This is a genomic window from Roseateles asaccharophilus, assembly GCF_031458115.1.
GTDB classification, from domain to species: domain Bacteria; phylum Pseudomonadota; class Gammaproteobacteria; order Burkholderiales; family Burkholderiaceae_C; genus Pelomonas; species Pelomonas asaccharophilus_A.
Genome location: NZ_JAVDXV010000005.1, coordinates 320,747 through 338,791, shown reverse-complemented (window position 1 = coordinate 338,791; position 18,045 = coordinate 320,747). Strand labels below are relative to the sequence as shown.

The window sequence follows — 18,045 nt, the reverse complement described above, 5'->3', positions numbered from 1 at the left end:
ACGCCGCGCGCGGCTAAGCTATCGCCCGTGAAAATCGTCTGTATCGGGTGGGGCTCGCTGGTCTGGAAACCGGACGTGCTCCGCTGCAAGGGGCCCTGGCAAACGGGCGGCCCCCATCTCCCCCTCGAATTCGCCCGCACTTCGCGCGACGGCCGGCTGACGCTGGTGCTGACCGCGGACGGCGCGCGCTGCCCGACCCGCTGGGTTGAACTGGACTACGCGACGCCCGCTCAGGCCCAGGAGGCGCTGGCCGGCCGCGAGGCCTCCGGCCCCGACTCCATCGGCCTGTGGCCGGGGCCCGAACCCAGGCACGAGGTCGGCGCCGCCGACATTGCGCAATGGGCCGCGGCCCAGGGCGTGGACGCGGTGGTCTGGACGGCGCTGAAGCCGCGCTTCCTCGGCGAGTTCGGCCGCGTGCCGACCGGCGCCGACGAGGCGTTGGACTACCTGCGCGGCCTGGACGCCGAGACGCAGGCCAAGGCGCGCGAGTATGTGCAGCGCGCCTGCGCCGACCAGCGCACGCCCATCCGCGAGGCCATAGAGCAGCAGCTGGGCTGGCTGCCTGAGTCGCGCGACTGATCAGCGCGCGGCCAGCTGCTGACGCAGCGCCGCGTTCTCGGCTTCCAGTTCGGCCACGCGCTGCAGCAGCGACTCGATCGTGTGCTGCGGCGCCGGCGCGGCAGCGACCGGGGCCTCCGCTTCGGTTTCGGGCGCCGGTGCGGGCGTGCGGCGGCGGGATTCGCGCACGCGCTTGGCCGCCTGCTTCAACTCCTCGGCGCCGGCGGTCGCGGCTGCGGCCTGCTCCTGCGCGGGCAGCGTCGCCACGGCCGCGGCGGCGCTGATGGACACGGCGCCGGCCTTCACGGCGGCCACCAGCTCGGGCGTGCCCTGCTTCTGGATCTTCTCGATCAGCACCACCTGGCTGCTGCTCAGGCGCGCGGCCTTGGCCAGCGCCTCGCGCGTTTGCAGCGCGTCGGCGGCGGCCGCGGGCGTCACAGGTTCAGCGACCTGTTCGGGTGCGGGTGCAGGGGTGTCCTGCGCCGCGCTGCGCGCGCGCCGGTCGGCGACGATTTCGCGCTTTCGCAGCGCCAGCACGCCGCGCTGGAAGTCCGAGATGCTGCGCCGGCCCAGGTGCTGGTCGATCATCCACAGGTGCACGTCCTCCATGGACTTGAAGCGCGTGTTCTGCACCGTCTGGAAGGGCAGGCCGTGCTTGGTGCAGATGCCGTAGCGGTTGTGGCCGTCCACCAGCACATTGCCCCACAGCACCAGCGCGTCGCGGCAGCCCTCGGCCAGGATGCTGCGCTCCAGTGCGTCGTGTTCTTCCGCCGTCAGCGGGTCGATGTAGGCCTTGAGTTCTTCGTTGACGACGATATCCATGGAACCGGATGCAAGCGCGGAGCTAACCAAAAGGGGGCGGATTCTAGAGAGCCCCCAACCCGCTAGCGCTGCAGCCGCCGCGTGTTGATGCGCGGCACCGGTGGCTCCTTCATGCCAACGCCCAGCTCGAAGCTCGGGTATGGCGGCTGGTTGTAGGCGGTGTTCTGCCAGGCGACGGCAACGCGGTACTGCGCGTCATGCATCAGCGTGGGCAGGCGGCGCTCGGTCGGGTGGGGCGTCGTGTAGACGTACAGGAAGCGGCTGTCCTCGCTGCGCCACACCACCTCCTCGCGCCAGTCGCCCAGCAGATCGGCCTGCACGATGGGCGTGTTCTTCGTGCCGTTGCTCTGTACGGCGCCGGCCGCCTCCAGCAGCGTGCGCGACGTGCCGGCGGTCCAGTCCCATTTGTTGATTCGATTGCGGTCGAACAGCTCGCGCAACTCGTCGCCATCCCACCAGGTGACGAAGCTCATTTCGCGCGGGCGCTTCACGCCGTCAACGGGCTTGCCTTGGGCCGTGTAGAGCACGTCCGAGTTGCTGGCCCAGGCCTCCGAACCGGCGTGGCGCGGGTCGATGTCTGCGGCCACGCCGCGGCCGGTGTCCTTCTCGGCCGGCGTGCTCCACAGCACCTGGCCCGTCTTCGCGTCCAGCATGGCCGAGCCGATTCCGCCATTGCGCTGCGGCACCTCGTGCGCGCCGAACCGCTCCAGTCCGGGGCGTGTCGGATCCAGGTCGCCCACGGCCATCGCGTCGCCGTGCAGCAGGCCGGAGGTCCACAAGCCCTTGCCGTTGTCGTCCACCGTCATCGCACCGTAGATGATCTCGTCGCGGCCGTCGCCGTCCACGTCGGCCACGCTGAGCTGGTGGTTGCCCTGGCCGCCGAAGGCCCTCTGATCGCCCTCGGCGCTGTCGAAGGTCCAGCGGCGCGTGAGCTTGCCGTCGCGCCAGTCCCAGGCGGCCAGCGTCGTGCGGCCGTAGTAGCCGCGCGCCATGACGATGCTGGGGCGTTCGCCGTCCAGGTAGGCCGTGCCGGCCAGGTAGCGGTCGGATCGGTTGGCATAGCCGTCGTCCCAGACCTCCTTCATCTGCGCCTCGGTCGGCGCGTCGGTGCGCGGGTCACGGGCTGGCCAGTAGGGCGCGCTGGCCAGCGCCTTGCCGGTCAGGCCGTCGAACATGGTCAGGAACTCGGGGCCCTTGACGATGCGGCCCTGCATGGTGGCCACCATGCTGCCGTTGGCCAGCACCTTGGCGCCGGTGCGGTCGCGCGTGGGCCGCTCGCCGTCGCTCTCGCGCCAGTCGGCCTTGGCGTCGCCCAGCACCTGTCCGGTGCCGTCCACGGTGCCGTCGCTGGTGCGCACGGCCAGCTCGGCGCGGCCGTCGCCGTCGTAGTCGTAGACCTGGAACTGCGTGTAGTGCGCGCCGGCGCGGATGTTGGGCCCGAGGTTGATGCGCCACATGCGCCGGCCGTCGAGCTGGTAGGCGTCCAGATAGACCTCGCCCGTGTAGCCGCCGAAGGCGTTGTCCTTGGCGTTGGTCGGGTCCCACTTCAGGATGAACTCGTAGCGGCCGTCGCCGTCCAGGTCGGCCACGCTGGCCTCGCCGGCCGTGTAGCTGTAGGCCTCGCCGGCCGGCGTGGTGCCGCCGGCGGGCGGCTGCAGCGGCAGGCTCAGGCGCCCGCCGGCCCAGACCGGCGCGGGCGCGCTCGTGGCCACGTCCTTGCCCTGCACGCGGGTCTTCACCACATAGGTCGCCCGCGGCGAACCCGCCTTGTCGACGAGGTTGGTGGCGCCGGTCAGCGGCCGGGCGTTGAGCTTCTCGCCGTCGCGGTAGACGTCGAACTCGGTGCCCGGCGCGTCGGTGGCCAGCAGCCGCCAGCTCACCAGCACACCGCCGTCCTGCGCGGGCACGGCCACGGCGCCACGGTCCAGGAATTCCAGCCAGCGGGCAGGGGTCTGCGCGCTCAGTCCGGTTGCCAGCCCCAGCGCGGCCATGCCGGTGATGACGCGATAACCAAGGGGATTCATGGCGGCTCAGTCCTGTGCAGCGGGGTGTCGAACCATCGTAGGACCGGCCACCCGTCGGCAACGGTCAACGCGTTGCGCGATTCGCGGGTCGCGCCGGCCGGCGCCGGCCGGCACCGGGAAGTGGCAGTTCATCCGCCCCCGCTGGCGGTTCATCGCCTGCCGCTCGCGGCGCGCCACGCGGCTGAAGACACTGCATTCACTGACACAGCAAACCCACCGGAGCCCGCCATGAACACCTTCGCCAAGACCTTCACCGTCGCCATCGCTTCCGTCGCCGCGGCCGCCGCAATCGGCGCGGGCCTGGCCGACCGCACGGCCGCGCCGGTCGCCGGCGTCGTGACGCTGGAGCGCGTGGTGATCGTCGGCAAGCGGGCCGAGGTGCCGGTCGTGGCCAAGCTGCCGCGCGTGGTCATCGAGCACCGCCGCGACACGACGACGGTGGCGTCGGCCCAGCCGGCCGTCTGGCTGGTCTGAACACCCCGCTGCCGTCAGTCCCCACCCGCCGCTGGCGGGTTTTGTTTTATCAGGGCGCCAGCCAGCGCCGCAGGCAGTTCTCCAGCAGCTCCGGCTCGATGGGCTTGGCGACGTAGTCCGACATGCCCGCCGCCAGGCAGCGTTCGCGTTCACCGGGCATGGAGTTCGCGGTCATCGCGATGATGGGCGTGTCCGCATGGCCGGGCAGCTGGCGCAGCCGCGCAGTGGCCTCGAAGCCGTCCATGCCCGGCATTTGCACGTCCATCAGCACGGCATCGAAGCGCTGGGCCGCGGCCATCTCCAGCGCCTGCGCGCCGTCGGCGGCGATGTCCACCCGCAGGCCGAACGCTTCCAGCAGGCCCACGGCCACCAGCTGGTTGATGTCGTTGTCTTCCACCAGCAGCACACGGCCTTGCAGCCGCACGCTGTCGGGCTGCCAGGCCTCGGGCTCGGGGCGGCGTATCAGGTCGGCGCCCAGCATGACGCCGTACAAGGTGTCCAGCAGCGTGGAGGGCGTGACGGGTTTCTGCAGCAGGCCGTCCAGCCGGTGCGGTGGCATCGCCAGCGCCGCGCGGGCGCGCTGGGCGTCGCCCGGGCGGGTGTCCAGGAAGCGGCGGGCGATGCGGTCGTAGAGGTCCGTGCGGCCCAGGCAGCGCCTGAGGCCGTCTTCAAAGCACACGCTGGAGGCCTGCAGCAGACGGCGGCGTCGATGGAGGAGATCACGTCCACCGTGCCAGAACGCCGACAACGCCCGCGCCGCGGCGCAGCTGTCGCAGAGCGCCCGCGAGGTGGCCCAGCGCGGCGGCAGCGTCGTGCAGAGCGTCGTGTCGACGATGCAGAACATCACCGACAGCTCCAGGAAGATCAACGACATCATCGGCACCATCGACGGCATTGCGTTCCAGACCAACATCCTGGCGCTGAACGCGGCCGTGGAGGCGGCCCACGCGGGCGAGCAGGGCCGCGGCTTCGCGGTGGTGGCGGGCGAGGTGCGCACGCTGGCCCAGCGCAGCGCGCAGGCCGCCAAGGAGATCAAGACGCTGATCGGCCAGAGCGTGGAGAAGGTCGACACCGGCGCCCGCCTGGTGGGCGACGCCGGCAAGACCATGAAGGAGATCGTGGCCCAGGTGCAGCGCGTCAACGACCTGGTCGGCGAGATCAGCTCGGCCAGCCACGAGCAGACGCAGGGCATCGAGCAGGTGGGCCAGACGGTGTCGCAGCTGGACCAGGTCACGCAGCAGAACGCCGCGCTGGTGGAGGAGTCCGCCGCGGCCGCCGAGAGCATGCGCCATCAGGCGCAACACCTGGCACAGACCGTGGCGGTGTTCAACGTGGGCAGCCATGTGGCGCCGGCGGTGGCGGCCAGGCCGGTGGCGAATCCTGCCGCGCCGCGCGCGGTGGCGGCTCCCAAGGCTGCGGTCCGTGACGTGCCCAAGCCCGCGCCCAAGCCGGCTGCACTTGAGGTCGAGCCCGAGGGCGCCTGGGCGTCCTTCTGAGCGGCTAGGATGCGCCAGCCTCCCGCATCGGCGCGTGCCGGGCGGGGCTTTCTACTGGCGCATCGGTGTATCTCAAGAACCGCCTCCGCATCCTGCTGTTGCTCGTGCTCCTGCCGGTCGCCGGCGTGGGGGTGGTGGGCACGTGGCTGCTGGTAGAGCGCGAGATCGAGGCCGTTCAGGCCGGCACCTGGGAGCGCACGCGGGCGCTGGCCACCGCGATGGACGCCCGGCTGCAGGCCAGCATCACCGCGCTGCAGGTGCTGGCCACGTCGCCGGCGCTGGCGGCGGGCGACCCGGACGCGTTCCGGCCCGAGGCGCAGCGTGTGCTGGACGCCGGCGGCGAATCCTGGCGCAACCTGCTGGTGTCCGACGGCGGCAGCGGCGGTCTGCGCCTCAGTGTGCAGACACCCGGTGCGACGGTGCTGTCGCAGCCCATGCATGCGCAGTCCGTGCGCGAGGCCGCGCGCACGGGCCGGCCGGCGGTCAGCCCGGTGATCCGGGCCGAGGGGCGGCCGCGGTCGTTTGCCGTGCACGTGCCGGCGGCTGCGGGCGGCCTGGTGCTGTCGTCCGTGCTGGAGGCGAGTGTCATCGACCACCTGCTGGCGGCGCAGCCGCTGCCGGGCGGCTGGACGGTGGCGGTGGTGGACGCCCAGCACCAGTTCGTCATTCGCCGCCCGGCGTTGCCCGACGGCGTCGGCATCAGCGATTCGCTGCGGCGCGCACTGGACGCGCCCGCGCATGGCTGGACCCAGGGCCGGCTGAAGGACGGCCGCGAGATCTACCGCACTGTGCAGCGCTCGGCGCTGTCGGGCTGGGCCATTGCCGTGGCCATTCCCAAGGACGAGGTCGAGCAGAGCCTGCATCATGTGCGGCTGCTGTGGCTGGGTTTCGGTGTCGTGCTGGCCGGCTGCCTGGGCCTGGCCTGGTGGCTGGCCAAGGGCGTCGCGCGGCCCATCGCGGCATTGGCCGAGGCGGCGCCGGCGCTGGGGCGTGGCGAAGCGCTGGCGCTGCCCGAACCCGGGCCGGTGGCCGAGGTGCGCCAGCTGTACGAAGCCTTGCAGCAGGCCTCGGCCCGGCTGCGCGAGCGCGACGACCACCGTGAGGCGGCCGAGGCCGCGCTGCGCGCCGCCAACCAGGCCAAGGACGAGTTCCTGGCCATGCTGGGCCATGAGCTGCGCAACCCGCTCAGTTCGTTGTCCAACGCGTCGGCGCTGCTGCAGCAGGCCGCGGCGCGGCCCGACGTGGTGCCCATGGTGGCCGGCGTGCTGAGCCGCCAGGTGCACCAGATGACGCGGCTGGTGGACGACCTGCTGGAAGTGGGCCGCGTGACCGCGGGCAAGATACGCCTGCTGCCCGAGCCGCTGGACCTGGCCGAGGCCGTGCGCGCCGCGCTGGCGACGCTGCAGGGCAATGCGCGCATGGCCGCCCACCGCGTCGAGACCGAGTTGCAGCCGGTTTGGGTGCAGGCGGACGGCGCACGGCTGGAGCAGATCATTGCCAACCTGATGGACAACGCGTTGAAGTACACCCCGGCCGGCGGCCGCATCCACATCACCGTGCGGCGAGATGGCGCCGACGCGCTTCTGCAGGTGGCGGACGACGGCCAGGGCATGTCGGCCGAGCTGGTGCGCAGCGCCTTCGACCTGTTCGTGCAGGGCGAGCGCGCCCCGTCGCGCGAGGCCGGCGGCCTGGGACTGGGCCTGACGCTGGCGCAGCGGCTGGCGCAGCTGCACGGCGGCTCGATCACGGCCGCCAGCGCGGGCGCGGGGCAGGGCTCCACGTTCAGCGTGCGCCTGGCCGCCATCGAGACGCCGCCCGACTCGGCGGGTGCTCCGCCGCCCGCCGGCCCGGCGGCGCAGCGCCTGGTGCTGGTGGTGGAGGACAACGCGGATGCGGGCGAGAGCCTGGTCGCGCTGCTGGAGCTGCTGGGCCAGCGCGCCGAATGGGTGGGCACGGGCGAGGGCGGGGTGCAGCGCGCGACGGCGCTGCAGCCCGACCTGGTGCTGGTGGACGTGGGTCTGCCGGACATCGACGGCCACGAGGTCGCGCGCCGGCTGCGCGCGCAACCGGCCACGCAGGCGCTGCGGCTGGTGGCGCTGACCGGCTATGGCACGCCCGAGGACCGCCAGCGCGCGTTGGCCGCCGGCTTCGACGACCATCTGGCCAAGCCCATAGGCCTGCCGGAGCTGGAGCGCTTGCTAGGCGGCTGAAGGGCCGGGCGCGGCCGGCAGCAGCACCGTGAAGCGCGCGCCCGCGCCGGGCTCGCTGTGCACCTGGATGCTGCCGCCGTGGGCCTGGACGAAGTGCTGGCTGATGTACAGCCCCAGCCCCATGCCGGGCGACTGCGCGGCGGCGGGCAGGCGCTCGAACTGCTCGAAGACCTTGCGCTGGTCGGCCAGCGGGATGCCCATGCCCTGGTCGGTCACGGTCAGCCGCGCCATGCCGTCCGGTGCGCGGTCCACGTCCACGCGCACGGGCCGTCCCTCGCCGTAGCGCAGCGCGTTGCTGAGCAGGTTCACCAGCACCTGGCCGATGCGGCTGTCGTCCCACTCGCCGACGATGCCGTCCTGCGCCTCCAGCCCCAGCGGTACGTCGCGGTACAGCGCGGTGAAGTCGGCCACGATGGCGCGCGCCAGCTCGCCCAGGTCGGCGTGGCGAGGGCGTATCGACAGCTTGCCGTGCTGGATGCGGGCGATGTCCAGCATGTCCTCGATGAGACGGGTCATGCTGCGCACCTGGCGCGAGTCCTTGGCCAGCATGGACTGCAGGCGCTCGCCGTTGAAGTAGGCAAGGTCGCCGCGGTCCAGCCGGCGCTGGCGCAGCTCCACCTCCAGCGCCATGACGCCCAGCGGCGTGCGCAGCTCGTGCGTGACCATGGACATGAACTCGTCGCGCATCTTCAGCGCGCGCTGCAGGTCGGCCTGCGCGGCCTGCAGAGCGGCCAGCAGACCCTCCTGCTCGGCGCGCGCCGCCTCCAGCTCGACGAGCTGCTGACGCAGCTCGCGGCTCTTGGCGTGCAGCTCGACGAACACGCGCACCTTGCTCTTCACCGCGTGGTGGTCCAGCGGCTTGTAGAGGAAGTCCACCGCGCCGTTTTCGTAGCCGCGGAAGGTGTACGACTGCTCGCGGTCGGCGGCGCTGACGAAGACGATGGGCAGGTGCGAGGTGCGCGAGCTGCCGCGTATCAGCTCGGCCAGCTCGAAGCCCGACATGCCGGGCATCTGCACGTCCAGCAGCGCCAGCGCGAATTCGTGCTCCAGCAGCAGCGACAGCGCCTCCTCGCCGGACGTGGCCGTGTAGATGGCCAGCTGGTTGTCGCGCAGCAGCGCCTCCAGCGCGACGAGGTTCTCGGGCAGGTCGTCGACCAGCAGGATCTTGACGGCCTCGCTCATGCCGCTGCTCCCAGCCGCAGCAGCGTGTCGCGCAGGCCCTTCAGCGGCAGCACCTGGTCGGGGGTGAAGCGCGCGAGGGCGGCGCGCGGCATCGTGGCGACCTCGGCCTCGCCGGGGTCCTGCACGAGCGTCAGCCCGCCGCGGGCCCGGATGGCCGCCATGCCGTCGGCGCCGTCCAGGTTGGCGCCGGTCAGCAGCACGCCGGCCACGGCCGGGCCATAGGCGTCGGCGGCGGACTGCATCAGCACGTCGATGGACGGGCGCGAGAAGCTCACCGGCGGCTCGCTGCTGAACGCGAAGCTGCGGTCGCTCTCGATCAGCAGGTGGTAGTCGGCGCCGGCCACGTAGATGGCACCGGGCTGCACCACTTCCTTGTCGCGCGGCTCGTGCACGGGGCGGCCCAGGTGGTGCGTCAACACGCTGGCCAGCTGGCTCTCGTGGCGCGGCAGCAGGTGCAGCACGATGGCCAGCGGCAGCGCAAAGCCGGCCGGCAGCGGCGCCAGCAGCGCCAGCAGCGCGGCGACGCCGCCGGCGGACGCGCCGATGACGACCAGTTCGATGCGGGGCGGCTTCATCGCTTGCGGAACAGCCGCTGGCGCAGCGCCACGGGTTCGAAGACGTCGGCGTGGATGGAGAAGTCCAGGCTCTCCTTGCTGCCGATGCCGAGGAAGCCGCGATGGCACAGCGACTGCGCGAACAGCCCGATGGCGCGGTCCTGCAGCTTGCGGTTGAAGTAGATCAGCACGTTGCGGCAGCAGATCAGGTGGGTCTCGGAGAACACGTGGTCGGTGGCCAGGCTGTGGTCGGCGAAGGTCACACGCTTGACCAGCTCGCGGTCGAAGCGCGCCGCATCGTAGGCTGCCGTGTAGTACTGCGAGAAGCCCGCCGTCCCGCCGGCGGCCTGGTAGTTGCGCGTGTACTGCTGCAGCTCGCTCAACGGAAAGATGCCCTGCCGTGCGCGGTCCAGCGCGGCGGGGTTGATGTCGGTGGCGTAGATGATGCTGCGCTCCAGCAGCCCTTCCTCGTGCAGCAGGATGGCCAGCGAGTAGACCTCCTCGCCACTGGCGCAGCCGGCCACCCAGACCTTCAGCGACGGGTAGGTGTGCAGCACCGGCACCACCTGCTGGCGCAGCGCCAGGAAGAAGTCGGGCTCGCGGAACATCTCGGTGAACGGGATGGTCAGCATCTCCAGCAGCTGCGCGAAGGCCTGCGCGTCGCGCAGCACCAGGCCCTGCAGCGCCGACACCGAGTCGCAGCCCAGCGTGTGCATCGCATGCAGCACGCGGCGCTTCTGCGACGCACCGGAGTACTCGCGGAAGTCGTGGTTGTAGCGCGTGTAGATGGCCTCCATCAGCAGGCGCACTTCGAGGTCGAAGACTTGCTGCGGCATCAGCGCACCTTCCTGCATTCGGGCCGAGCGCCGGGCCGCTCCCAAGCCGGCCCGTCATGGCGATGTGCATGCGGTTCGACGCCGCATGCATCGCCGTCCCCGCGGGGGCTGAGCCCGGACACGTTGCGCCCGGTGGGCGCGACGTGCCTGGCGAAGGGCTGAGGTGCGAGCCGAAGCGCGGCCTGCAAGGCCGGCCAAGGTACGCCTTGGACGAGGGGCTTCATACCCGTTCGATGCCGGGCAGCCAGACGCGCAGCAGGGAGATGAGGCGATCGGTCTCGATGGGCTTGGCCAGGTAGTCGTTGGCACCGGCGCGGCGGCATTGCTCCTGGTCGTCGCGCATTGCCTTGGCGGTGATGGCGATGACCGGCAGCTTCTGCCAGCGCGCGTCGGCGCGGATGCGGCGCGTGGCCTCCAGACCGTCCATCACCGGCATCATGACGTCCATCAGCACGAGGTCGATGTCGCCGTTGGCGGCGTCCAGCTTCTCCAGCGCCTCGGCGCCGTTGCGTGCCGGCTCCACGATCAGGCCGCGCTGCTCCAGCACGGCGGTCAGCGCGAAGATGTTGCGCATGTCGTCGTCCACCAGCAGCACCTTGCGGCCTTCGAACACCTGTTCGCGGTTGCGCGCGGTGCGCAGCATGTCGCGGCGCTCGCCGCTCATGCGCGATTCGACGCGGTGCAGGAACAGCGTGACCTCGTCCAGCAGCCGCTCGGGCGAGCGTGCGCCCTTGATGATGATGGAGCGCGAGTAGCGGTTCAGCTGAGCCTCCTCGTCGCGGCTGAGGTTGCGGCCCGTGTAGACGATGACCGGCGGCGACGTCTGCTCGGGACCGCGCGCGGCCATGCGCGCCAGCAGCTCGTTGCCGTCCATGTCGGGCAGCTTGAGGTCGATGATCATGCAGTCGAAGTGCTGCTCGTCCAGCAGCCGCAGCGCTTCCTCGCCGCGCTCCACGGCCACCACCTCGATGTCGTCGTCGGCGATCAGGTGGGCGATGCTTTCGCGCTGGCGCTGGTCGTCCTCCACCAGCAGCAGGCGGCGGACGGTGTCGGTGCCGTGGCGTTCCAGCTTGCGGAAGATCTCGACCAGGTCTTCGCGCGTGGTGGGCTTGATCGCGGTGCCCACGGCGCCCATGGGCAGCGCGATGTCGCGGAAGTCCTCGCCGGCAATGATGTGCACGGGGATGTGGCGGGTGCGCGGATCTTCCTTGAGCCGCTGCAGCACGGTCAGGCCCGAGCCGTCGGGCAGGCGCACGTCCAGCAGGATGGCCTGGGGCAGGTGCGCGGTGGCGAGGGTCAGCGCCTCCTGCGCGTTGTCGGTGACGAGGCAGCGGTACTGCATCTCGTGGGCCAGGTGGTACAGGATCTCGGCGAACTTGGCGTCGTCCTCCACGACCAGCGCGAGACGGCGCGGCGGCGCGTCGGGCGTCAGCTCGGCGCGATCGTCGTCGAAGGCGGGCGCGGCGCTGAGGCGCTCCGGCACGGGCACCGGTGCCAGCCGGGCCACCGGCGGCAGCGTGGGCATGGCCGCATCGGCCGGCTGCGGCATCTGCGCCTCAAGAGGCAGCAGCAGCGTGAACTGGCTGCCTTCGCCCTCCACGCTGCTCAGCTCGATGTCGCCGCCCAGCAGCCGCGACAGCTCGCGCGAGATGGACAGGCCCAGGCCCGTGCCGCCGTAGCGGCGGTTCAGCGCGCCGTCGCCCTGGTGGAAGGCCTCGAACACGCGCTGCTGCTGCGCCGGCGGGATGCCGATGCCGGTGTCGTGGGCGATCAAGGCGATGCGCTCGCCGCGCGGCTCGACGACCAGCGTGACCGAGCCCCGCTCGGTGAACTTGATCGCGTTGGACAGCAGGTTGCGCAGCACCTGCTCCAGCCGCTGGCCGTCGGTGACGAGGGTGGCCGGCAGGCCCGGCGCCAGCTTCACGGCGAACGCCAGCCCCTTGTCCTCGGCCAGCGGCTGGAACAGCCGGCGCATCGCTTCGGCCAGCGCCTGCAGTTCGACCGGGCGCAGCGTGACGTCCAGCTTGCCGGCCTCGACCTTGGCGAGATCCAGGATGTCGTTGATCAGTGTCAGCAGGTCCTTGCCGGCGTCGTGGATGGTGCCGGCGAACTTCAGCTGCTCGTCGGTCAGGTTGCCCGGCTTGTTCTCCAGCAGCAGCTTGGACAGGATCAGCGAGCTGTTCAGCGGCGTGCGCAGCTCGTGGCTCATGTTGGCCAGGAATTCGGACTTGTAGCGGCTGGCGCGCTGCAGGTCCAGGGCCTTCTCGCGCAGGTCGGCCTGGGCTTGCGTCAGCGCGGCGTTGCGGCGCGCCAGCGTGTCGGACTGCTCGCCCAGCTGCACATTGGTCTGCTCCAGCTCGGCACGCTGCTCCTCCAGATGCAGCTGGGATTCGCTGAGCACGCGCGACTGCTCGGCCAGCTCCTCGTTGGCGGTGCGCAACTCCTCCTGCTGCACCTGCAGCTCCTCGTTGAGCTGGCGGGTTTCCTCCAGCGAGCGCTGCAGGCGTTGTGCGGCCAGAGAGCCTGCGATCTGTGAGCCAAGCGTCTCCTGCAGCTGTTCCAGCAGCCGGGCTGTGCGCGCGCTCGGCGCTTTCAGAAAGCCCAACTCAAGCACTACGTTGACGCGGCCCTCGTGAAGTGCGGGCACGAGCATGACGTCGGCCGGTCGCAGGTCGCCCAGGCTGGTGGCGACCTTCAGGAAGCCGGCTTGCAACCCGCTCAGCCGCAGCGGCTTGCCGTCGCGCCAGGCCTGGGCGACGAGGTTGTGCTCGGCCTGTGGCAGCGAGTCAGCGTCGTCGGACAGCCCGTGCGCCGCCACGCAATGGAGGTCACCTTCCTCGCCCGCCGTGAACGCAGCGCCGATGACGACGTCCGCACGCTCGGCCAGGAAGCGCAGCGTCTGCTGTGCGATGGCAGCCGGTGTTCGCTCGGCCAGCAACCGCTCGCCCAACTCGGCCTGCGCGCCGCGCAGCCAGGCGCGTTCTTCTGACTCCGCGCCGGCTTCGCGCATGCGGTCCATGGCGCCGCCGTACTCGCGCGACAGCGTCGTGATGTCGCGCCGACCTGCCCAGGCGATCAAGCCGCTGACGATGATCAGCAGCGACACGAAGATCGCGACGGCCATCCATGTGAAGGACTGCGCCTCCTCGTTGCGCTCGCGCAGCAGCCGTTCCTCGGCCGCGATGAAGGCGCGCAGTTCACGGCGGATCTCGTCGAACAGCTGCTTGCCGCGCTGTGAACGGATCAGCGTCTCCACCGGCTGGCTGGCACGGCGCAGCGCGATGGCGTCGCGCGCGAAATCGTCCCAACGCAGCGCCAACGCGCCGACACGGCGCAGCCGGTCCACCTGTTGCGCGTTGTCATTCACCAGCTGCTGGGCGGCCTGCACGTCGGCGGCGAAGCTGGCGCGGCCGATGGAATAGGGCGCCAGGAAGGTGTCTTCGCCGCTGAGCAGGAAGCCGCGGAGGCTGCTTTCCTGGTCCGAGGCCTTCAGCGCCAGGTCCTGGCCCTGCGAGATGACGCGGTGGGTGTGATCCACCCAGTTCAGCAGCCGCACGAGGTGCAGCAGCAGCGCGACGAACACCAGGATGCTGGCCAGGCCCATCAGCAGCGGCAGCCCGACGTTCCTCGTCAGGATGCGGCGGAACAGGCCCGAATGCTCGGGCGTTGTCTCATTCATGGGCGTCCTTGTTGTTCTGTTTCGGCGGACGCGGACCGTCTTGCAAGGCCCCGCAAGGCCCGGCCGCCGCGGTGGAAATCGGAAAAATTTGCCGTTAAATCAGTTCAACGGTGGGAAAAACCGCCTCAGATTCTCAACCGTCAGCGGCTTGCACAGCACGTGGTCCACGCCTGCCGCCAGAGCCTGGTTGTGCTCGTCGTCGCCGCTGCGACCGGTCACGGCGATCAGCACGATGTCGGAGCCGTGGGCGGCGCGCAGCCGCTTGCTCAGCTCGCAACCGTCGAAGTCGGGCAGGCCCAGGTCCAGCAGCGCGCAGACGGGCTGGTACTCGTTGACGGCCTGGATGGCGTCCTGCGCCGTGGTGGCCACGCGCACGCTGTAGCCGTCGAACTTCAGCAACTCGCTCAAGGTCTCGCAAGTGTCCACATCGTCATCAACGAGTACGACGCGGAAGTCCTCTGTGGTTGCCATGATTGCTCCTCTAGCCGTGCTTGCCGCCCAACCCGCCGCAAGAACGTTCCCGATGCGGTTTCGACACTGCTTGTAACGGGTAGTCAGCAAGCCGCGTGCCAGCAGCGGCTGTCGTCCTACAGAGTGGCGCGGTGTGCGCGGATGCCGGCGCCGCTCGTCGTTGCCCATAGTCCAGTCACGCGGCGAGACGCCGCCTTGGAGGCCACGATGAGCACGCAGACCCGCCGCCTGATCCGCCATGCCCCGCCGCTGTGGATGACGCTGACGGCAGCGGCCATCGTCGCGGCGTTGCTGCTGGGCAGCTTCATCACCATCCTGCACGACCACATCCGCCACAGCGCCGAGGTGCGGCGCATGTTCGGCCAGCCCGCCCCGCATGCCGGCTCGGCCCGCCACGTGGTGGCCACGGCGGCCGTGGCGGGTCAGGTCTTGCCGGCGGCGCCTTTGCGCTGAACCTCAAAAGATGAAGCCCGGGGCCGTCTGGCGCCCGGGCTTGCACGGGAAACAGAAGGGCCGCCGTTTGGCGGCCCTTTGTCATTTACTGGAAGTAGCGGGCCTTGGCGCTGGCCTGGCAGCTGTCCTTGGCATTGCCGCTCATCGAGTCGCAGCGCTCATTGGCTGCCTTGTAGTCAGCCTTGAGCTTGGCTTCCATCTGGTCGTTCTGCGCCTCGGCGATCTTCTTGTTGGCCTTCAAGTCGGCCTTGGCCTTGTCGTGGGCGGCCTTGGCGTCGGCGGTGCAGACGTCCTTGTCATTGCCCGACTTGGCGTCGCAGACCTCCTTGGCCACCTTGTACTTGGCCTCGTAGCGGGCCTCCAGGTAGTCGTTGCGGTCCTTGGCGTTGCCGGTGTACTGGTACTCCAGATGGGCCAGGGCGACCTTCTCATGGCCCTTGGCGCGCTCGACGCAGACGTCCTTGGCATTGCCCGACATCGAGCTGCAGTTGTCGCGCTCGGTCTTGAACATCGCCTTCACTTCGTCCTTCGCGGTGGCGTAGACGGGCTGGGTCAGATTGGCCGAGGCGGCGCCGGCCAGGCCCACGAGGGCCAGTGCGCACAGCAGACGGGGGGCTTGGAATCGGGTCGTCATGGGGCTCTCCTTTGCGTTGATGGATGGCGGCAGCTGGCGAGCCAGTTGCCCCGCTGGTCAGCGTAAGAAAACGCCGGTGCGCGACCTGTCGGCGCTGCCGCCTGTGCAGCGTCAGACAACGCCGGCATCAGGCCGACTGCAGCCGCTTCACCGCGGCCGCCAGCGTCTGGCGCGCCTTCCAGTAGCCGGCCCACGGATCGTCGCCGCCCGCGAAAGACAGGTACTCGCGCGCGGTCTTCACCGTCCAGTGCGCGCCGCTCTTCAGGGTGTCCAGCTGCTCCCAGGCCACCGGCATCGACACGCCCATGCCCGGCCGTGCACGCGCCGAGAAGGCCGCCGCCGTGGTCTGCCCGTGGCCGTTGCGCAGGTAGTCGATGAAGATCTTGCCGACGCGGTTGGCCGGGCCGCTCTTGGCGACGAAACGCTGCGGGATGGCCTTGGCGATGTGCTCCACCGCTGCCTTGGAGAAGGCCTTCACGGCGTCGGCATCCAGCTTGGGCGCCAGCGGCACGACGACATGCAGCCCCTTGCCGCCGCTGGTCTTGAGCCAGCTCTGCAAGCCCAGCTCGTCCAGCAGCGTGTGCATCAGCCGCGCGGCTTCCTGCAGCTGCGGCCAGCGCACGCCGTCGCCGGGGTCGAGGTCGAAGACGATGCGGTCGGGCTGGTCGATCTTGCCGATCTTGGCGTTCCAGGTGTGGAACTCGACGACGTTCATCTGCGCGGCGCTGACGATGCCCTTCAGCGTGTGGATCTCCAGCAGCGGTTCATGCCCGGGCCACAGCGCGGCGTCGAGGTCGACGACGCCGGGCATCTTCGCCTCGGAATGCTTCTGGAAGAACAACGGGCCCGCGATGCCCTGCGGCGCGCGCACCAGCGACACGGGCCTGGCTTTCAGGTGCGGCAGCAGCCAGTCGGCCACGCTCTCGTAGTAGTGCACCAGGTCGATCTTGCGCAGGCCGGTGGACTCGTCGATGACGCGGTCCGGGTGGGTGATGACGGTGGCGGTCTTGCGCGAGGCGGGTGGTGTCATGGCGGTGTTCTCCTCGCGGGTGATGGACGCGGGCGGCTTGTCGGTGCGCACGCCGCGGAAGCTGGCGTGGCGGATATGTCCGTCGGGCGTCCATTCGCCGAAGCTCACCTCGACGACAAGCGTGGGCTTCACCCAGCGTTCGGCGCCGCGCTTGCGCTTCGTCCAGCGGCCCGGCTCCAGCTCGGCGGGGTCGAGTTGCGGCGTCTTCGTCTCCAGCTTCTTCAGCAGCTGATGCAACTCCCGGCCCTGCGCCGTGTTCCAGCCCGTGCCAACCCAGCCCGCGGAGCGCAGCCGGCCGCCCTCGTGATAGCCCAGCAGCAGCGCGCCCACCTCGCCGGGCGAGTTGCTGCGGTCGCTGAAACCGGCGACGACGAACTCCTGGCGGCGCTGGCACTTGAGCTTCAACCAGGTGTCGCTGCGCTTCGAGACATAGGGCGCATCCGCGCGCTTGAGCATGACGCCCTCGAGCCCCAGCTGGCAGGCCGCGGCCAGCATCTGCGCGGGTGCGGCGGGCAGTTCGGGGCTGAAGCGGATGCGATCGCCGGGCTTGCCTTCGAGCAGTTGCTGGAGTGCGGCGCGGCGGCTTCGCAGCGGTACGGCGCGCAGGTCGAGGCCGGCATGGAAGGGCAGGTCGAACAGGAAGTAGACGATGTCCTCGCTGCGGTGCTTGTCGATGGCGTTCTGCAGGCGGTTGAAATCGGGCAGGCCGTTGTCGCCCAGCATGGCGATCTCGCCGTCGTACCAACCGGCGCCGAGCTTCAGCGCCTGCAGCGCGGTGGCAACGGGTTGCAGCTGTGCGGTCCAGTCGTTGCCCTGGCGTGTGAACAGCCGCGCCTTGCCGGCGCTGACGCGGGCGAGCAGGCGATAGCCGTCGAACTTGCTCTCGACGACCCAGTCGCCGTCGGCGGGCGCGGTGGTGGCCAGCATGGCGAGCTGAGGCGTGAGCGTCTGCGGCAGCGCGGCGCGCCTGGCCTGGGACAGGTCGGGCGCTGCGTCGCGCGGGGCCCGCCCGCGGGGCTCGCGGTCCTCGGCCAGGCCCAGCGGCTGCTCGATGACGCTGTCCGGCAGCGCGGTGATGACGTCGTACTCGCGGTGCGGCCGAGCCCAGGCGTCGCCGCGCTTCTTGAACAGCAGCCAGTGGTCCTGCTTGAACTGGCCGGGCTTGGAGATGCGCACCAGCTCCCACAGGCCGGCGAGCTTCTCGCCGTGCAGGTGGAAGACGAGCTTGCCGTTCTTCATGCCGTCGCGCGCGTTGCCGACGGGCTCCCAGGTACCGCGGTCCCAGATGATGACCTTGCCGGCGCCGTAGTGGCCCTTGGGGATGCTGCCTTCGAAGGCGTTGTAGCTGACCGGGTGGTCTTCCACGTGGATGGCCATCTGCTTCTTCGCCGGGTCGTAGCTGGGGCCCTTGGGCACGGCCCAGCTCAGCATGACGCCGTCCAGCTCCAGCCGGAAGTCGTAGTGCAGGTGCGAAGCCCAGTGCTTCTGGATGACGAAGGCGAGCGCCTTGGCGCGGCGTCGTGCGCGGCGGCCCTCGGGCTCGGGCGAGGCCTTGAAGTTGCGCTTGGCGTTGTAGCGCGCCAGTGGCGCGTCGGCGGCCATGGCAGAGCCTGCTTCCGTGG

Annotated in this window: 15 protein-coding genes; 5 read left to right on the top strand and 10 right to left on the bottom strand. The window is 70.6% G+C overall.

What is annotated here, in order from left to right; all coding sequences use genetic code 11:
* Positions 1-27 precede the first annotated feature (27 nt).
* Complete coding sequence (locus J2X21_RS14740) at positions 28-579, top strand: hypothetical protein (protein WP_310329894.1); 552 nt, start codon at positions 28-30, stop codon at positions 577-579.
* Here J2X21_RS14740 and J2X21_RS14735 read toward each other — a convergent pair whose 3' ends face one another.
* Together J2X21_RS14735 and J2X21_RS14730 are read right to left on the bottom strand one after the other, a co-directional pair.
* On the bottom strand, positions 580-1,380 hold the full coding sequence (locus J2X21_RS14735) for a ParB N-terminal domain-containing protein (RefSeq protein ID WP_310329891.1): 801 nt from the start codon (positions 1,378-1,380) through the stop codon (positions 580-582).
* Between the two features lie 62 nt (positions 1,381-1,442).
* Entirely contained in the window at positions 1,443-3,404 is a 1,962-nt protein-coding gene (locus J2X21_RS14730; protein WP_310329888.1) for a rhamnogalacturonan lyase, read from the bottom strand.
* Positions 3,405-3,632: 228 nt separating this feature from the next.
* Between J2X21_RS14730 and J2X21_RS14725 the strand changes: the two genes are divergently transcribed.
* Positions 3,633-3,878 (top strand): hypothetical protein, encoded by a 246-nt coding sequence (locus J2X21_RS14725; RefSeq protein WP_310329885.1) that lies wholly within the window; start codon positions 3,633-3,635, stop codon positions 3,876-3,878.
* Positions 3,879-3,927: 49 nt separating this feature from the next.
* Here the strand turns inward: J2X21_RS14725 and J2X21_RS27160 are convergent, their stop codons facing one another.
* Positions 3,928-4,752 (bottom strand): response regulator, encoded by an 825-nt coding sequence (locus J2X21_RS27160; protein ID WP_404667348.1) that lies wholly within the window; start codon positions 4,750-4,752, stop codon positions 3,928-3,930.
* On the opposite strand from J2X21_RS27160, the gene J2X21_RS14715 reads away from it, so the two are divergent.
* Together J2X21_RS14715 and J2X21_RS14710 are read left to right on the top strand one after the other, a co-directional pair.
* On the top strand, positions 4,667-5,374 hold the full coding sequence (locus J2X21_RS14715) for a methyl-accepting chemotaxis protein (protein WP_404667347.1): 708 nt from the start codon (positions 4,667-4,669) through the stop codon (positions 5,372-5,374). The two genes, J2X21_RS27160 and J2X21_RS14715, sit on opposite strands and share 86 nt — an antisense overlap.
* 65 nt (positions 5,375-5,439) lie before the next feature.
* Entirely contained in the window at positions 5,440-7,584 is a 2,145-nt protein-coding gene (locus J2X21_RS14710; protein WP_310329881.1) for a hybrid sensor histidine kinase/response regulator, read from the top strand.
* Here J2X21_RS14710 and J2X21_RS14705 read toward each other — a convergent pair.
* The 5 genes from J2X21_RS14705 to J2X21_RS14685 form a co-directional block, all read right to left on the bottom strand.
* Complete coding sequence (locus tag J2X21_RS14705) at positions 7,573-8,766, bottom strand: hybrid sensor histidine kinase/response regulator (RefSeq protein WP_310329878.1); 1,194 nt, start codon at positions 8,764-8,766, stop codon at positions 7,573-7,575. The two genes, J2X21_RS14710 and J2X21_RS14705, sit on opposite strands and share 12 nt — an antisense overlap.
* Entirely contained in the window at positions 8,763-9,341 is a 579-nt protein-coding gene (locus J2X21_RS14700; RefSeq protein ID WP_310329876.1) for a chemotaxis protein CheB, read from the bottom strand. Before J2X21_RS14700 ends, J2X21_RS14705 begins: the two co-directional genes overlap by 4 nt.
* Complete coding sequence (locus J2X21_RS14695; RefSeq protein WP_310329873.1) at positions 9,338-10,156, bottom strand: CheR family methyltransferase; 819 nt, start codon at positions 10,154-10,156, stop codon at positions 9,338-9,340. The genes J2X21_RS14700 and J2X21_RS14695 overlap by 4 nt, the downstream gene beginning before the upstream one ends.
* Positions 10,157-10,376: 220 nt before the next feature.
* Entirely contained in the window at positions 10,377-13,835 is a 3,459-nt protein-coding gene (locus tag J2X21_RS14690; RefSeq protein ID WP_310329871.1) for a response regulator, read from the bottom strand.
* A gap of 99 nt (positions 13,836-13,934) precedes the next feature.
* A complete protein-coding gene (locus tag J2X21_RS14685) occupies positions 13,935-14,306 on the bottom strand; it encodes a response regulator (protein WP_310329869.1) in 372 nt (123 codons plus the stop codon).
* Between the two features lie 207 nt (positions 14,307-14,513).
* On the opposite strand from J2X21_RS14685, the gene J2X21_RS14680 reads away from it, so the two are divergent.
* On the top strand, positions 14,514-14,759 hold the full coding sequence (locus tag J2X21_RS14680; protein ID WP_310329867.1) for a hypothetical protein: 246 nt from the start codon (positions 14,514-14,516) through the stop codon (positions 14,757-14,759).
* Positions 14,760-14,844: 85 nt separating this feature from the next.
* On the opposite strand, the gene J2X21_RS14675 is transcribed toward J2X21_RS14680, so the two are convergent.
* Together J2X21_RS14675 and ligD are read right to left on the bottom strand one after the other, a co-directional pair.
* Positions 14,845-15,393: a hypothetical protein gene (locus J2X21_RS14675; RefSeq protein ID WP_310329865.1), complete on the bottom strand. Its 549-nt coding sequence runs from the start codon at positions 15,391-15,393 to the stop codon at positions 14,845-14,847.
* A gap of 127 nt (positions 15,394-15,520) precedes the next feature.
* Entirely contained in the window at positions 15,521-18,025 is a 2,505-nt protein-coding gene (gene ligD, locus J2X21_RS14670) for a DNA ligase D (protein WP_310329863.1), read from the bottom strand.
* Positions 18,026-18,045 lie beyond the last annotated feature (20 nt).

Excerpts from the sequence above, each read along its gene's own strand:
- J2X21_RS14735 (WP_310329891.1), bottom strand. The coding sequence starts at position 1,380 with ATGGATATCGTCGTCAACGAAGAACTCAAGGCCTACATCGACCCGCTG.
- J2X21_RS14730 (WP_310329888.1), bottom strand. The coding sequence starts at position 3,404 with ATGAATCCCCTTGGTTATCGCGTCATCACCGGCATGGCCGCGCTGGGG.
- J2X21_RS14725 (WP_310329885.1), top strand. The coding sequence starts at position 3,633 with ATGAACACCTTCGCCAAGACCTTCACCGTCGCCATCGCTTCCGTCGCC.
- J2X21_RS27160 (WP_404667348.1), bottom strand. The coding sequence starts at position 4,752 with ATGTCGTTGATCTTCCTGGAGCTGTCGGTGATGTTCTGCATCGTCGAC.
- J2X21_RS14705 (WP_310329878.1), bottom strand. The coding sequence starts at position 8,766 with ATGAGCGAGGCCGTCAAGATCCTGCTGGTCGACGACCTGCCCGAGAAC.
- J2X21_RS14700 (WP_310329876.1), bottom strand. The coding sequence starts at position 9,341 with ATGAAGCCGCCCCGCATCGAACTGGTCGTCATCGGCGCGTCCGCCGGC.
- J2X21_RS14695 (WP_310329873.1), bottom strand. The coding sequence starts at position 10,156 with ATGCCGCAGCAAGTCTTCGACCTCGAAGTGCGCCTGCTGATGGAGGCC.
- J2X21_RS14690 (WP_310329871.1), bottom strand. The coding sequence starts at position 13,835 with ATGAATGAGACAACGCCCGAGCATTCGGGCCTGTTCCGCCGCATCCTG.
- J2X21_RS14685 (WP_310329869.1), bottom strand. The coding sequence starts at position 14,306 with ATGGCAACCACAGAGGACTTCCGCGTCGTACTCGTTGATGACGATGTG.
- J2X21_RS14680 (WP_310329867.1), top strand. The coding sequence starts at position 14,514 with ATGAGCACGCAGACCCGCCGCCTGATCCGCCATGCCCCGCCGCTGTGG.
- J2X21_RS14675 (WP_310329865.1), bottom strand. The coding sequence starts at position 15,393 with ATGACGACCCGATTCCAAGCCCCCCGTCTGCTGTGCGCACTGGCCCTC.
- ligD (WP_310329863.1), bottom strand. The coding sequence starts at position 18,025 with ATGGCCGCCGACGCGCCACTGGCGCGCTACAACGCCAAGCGCAACTTC.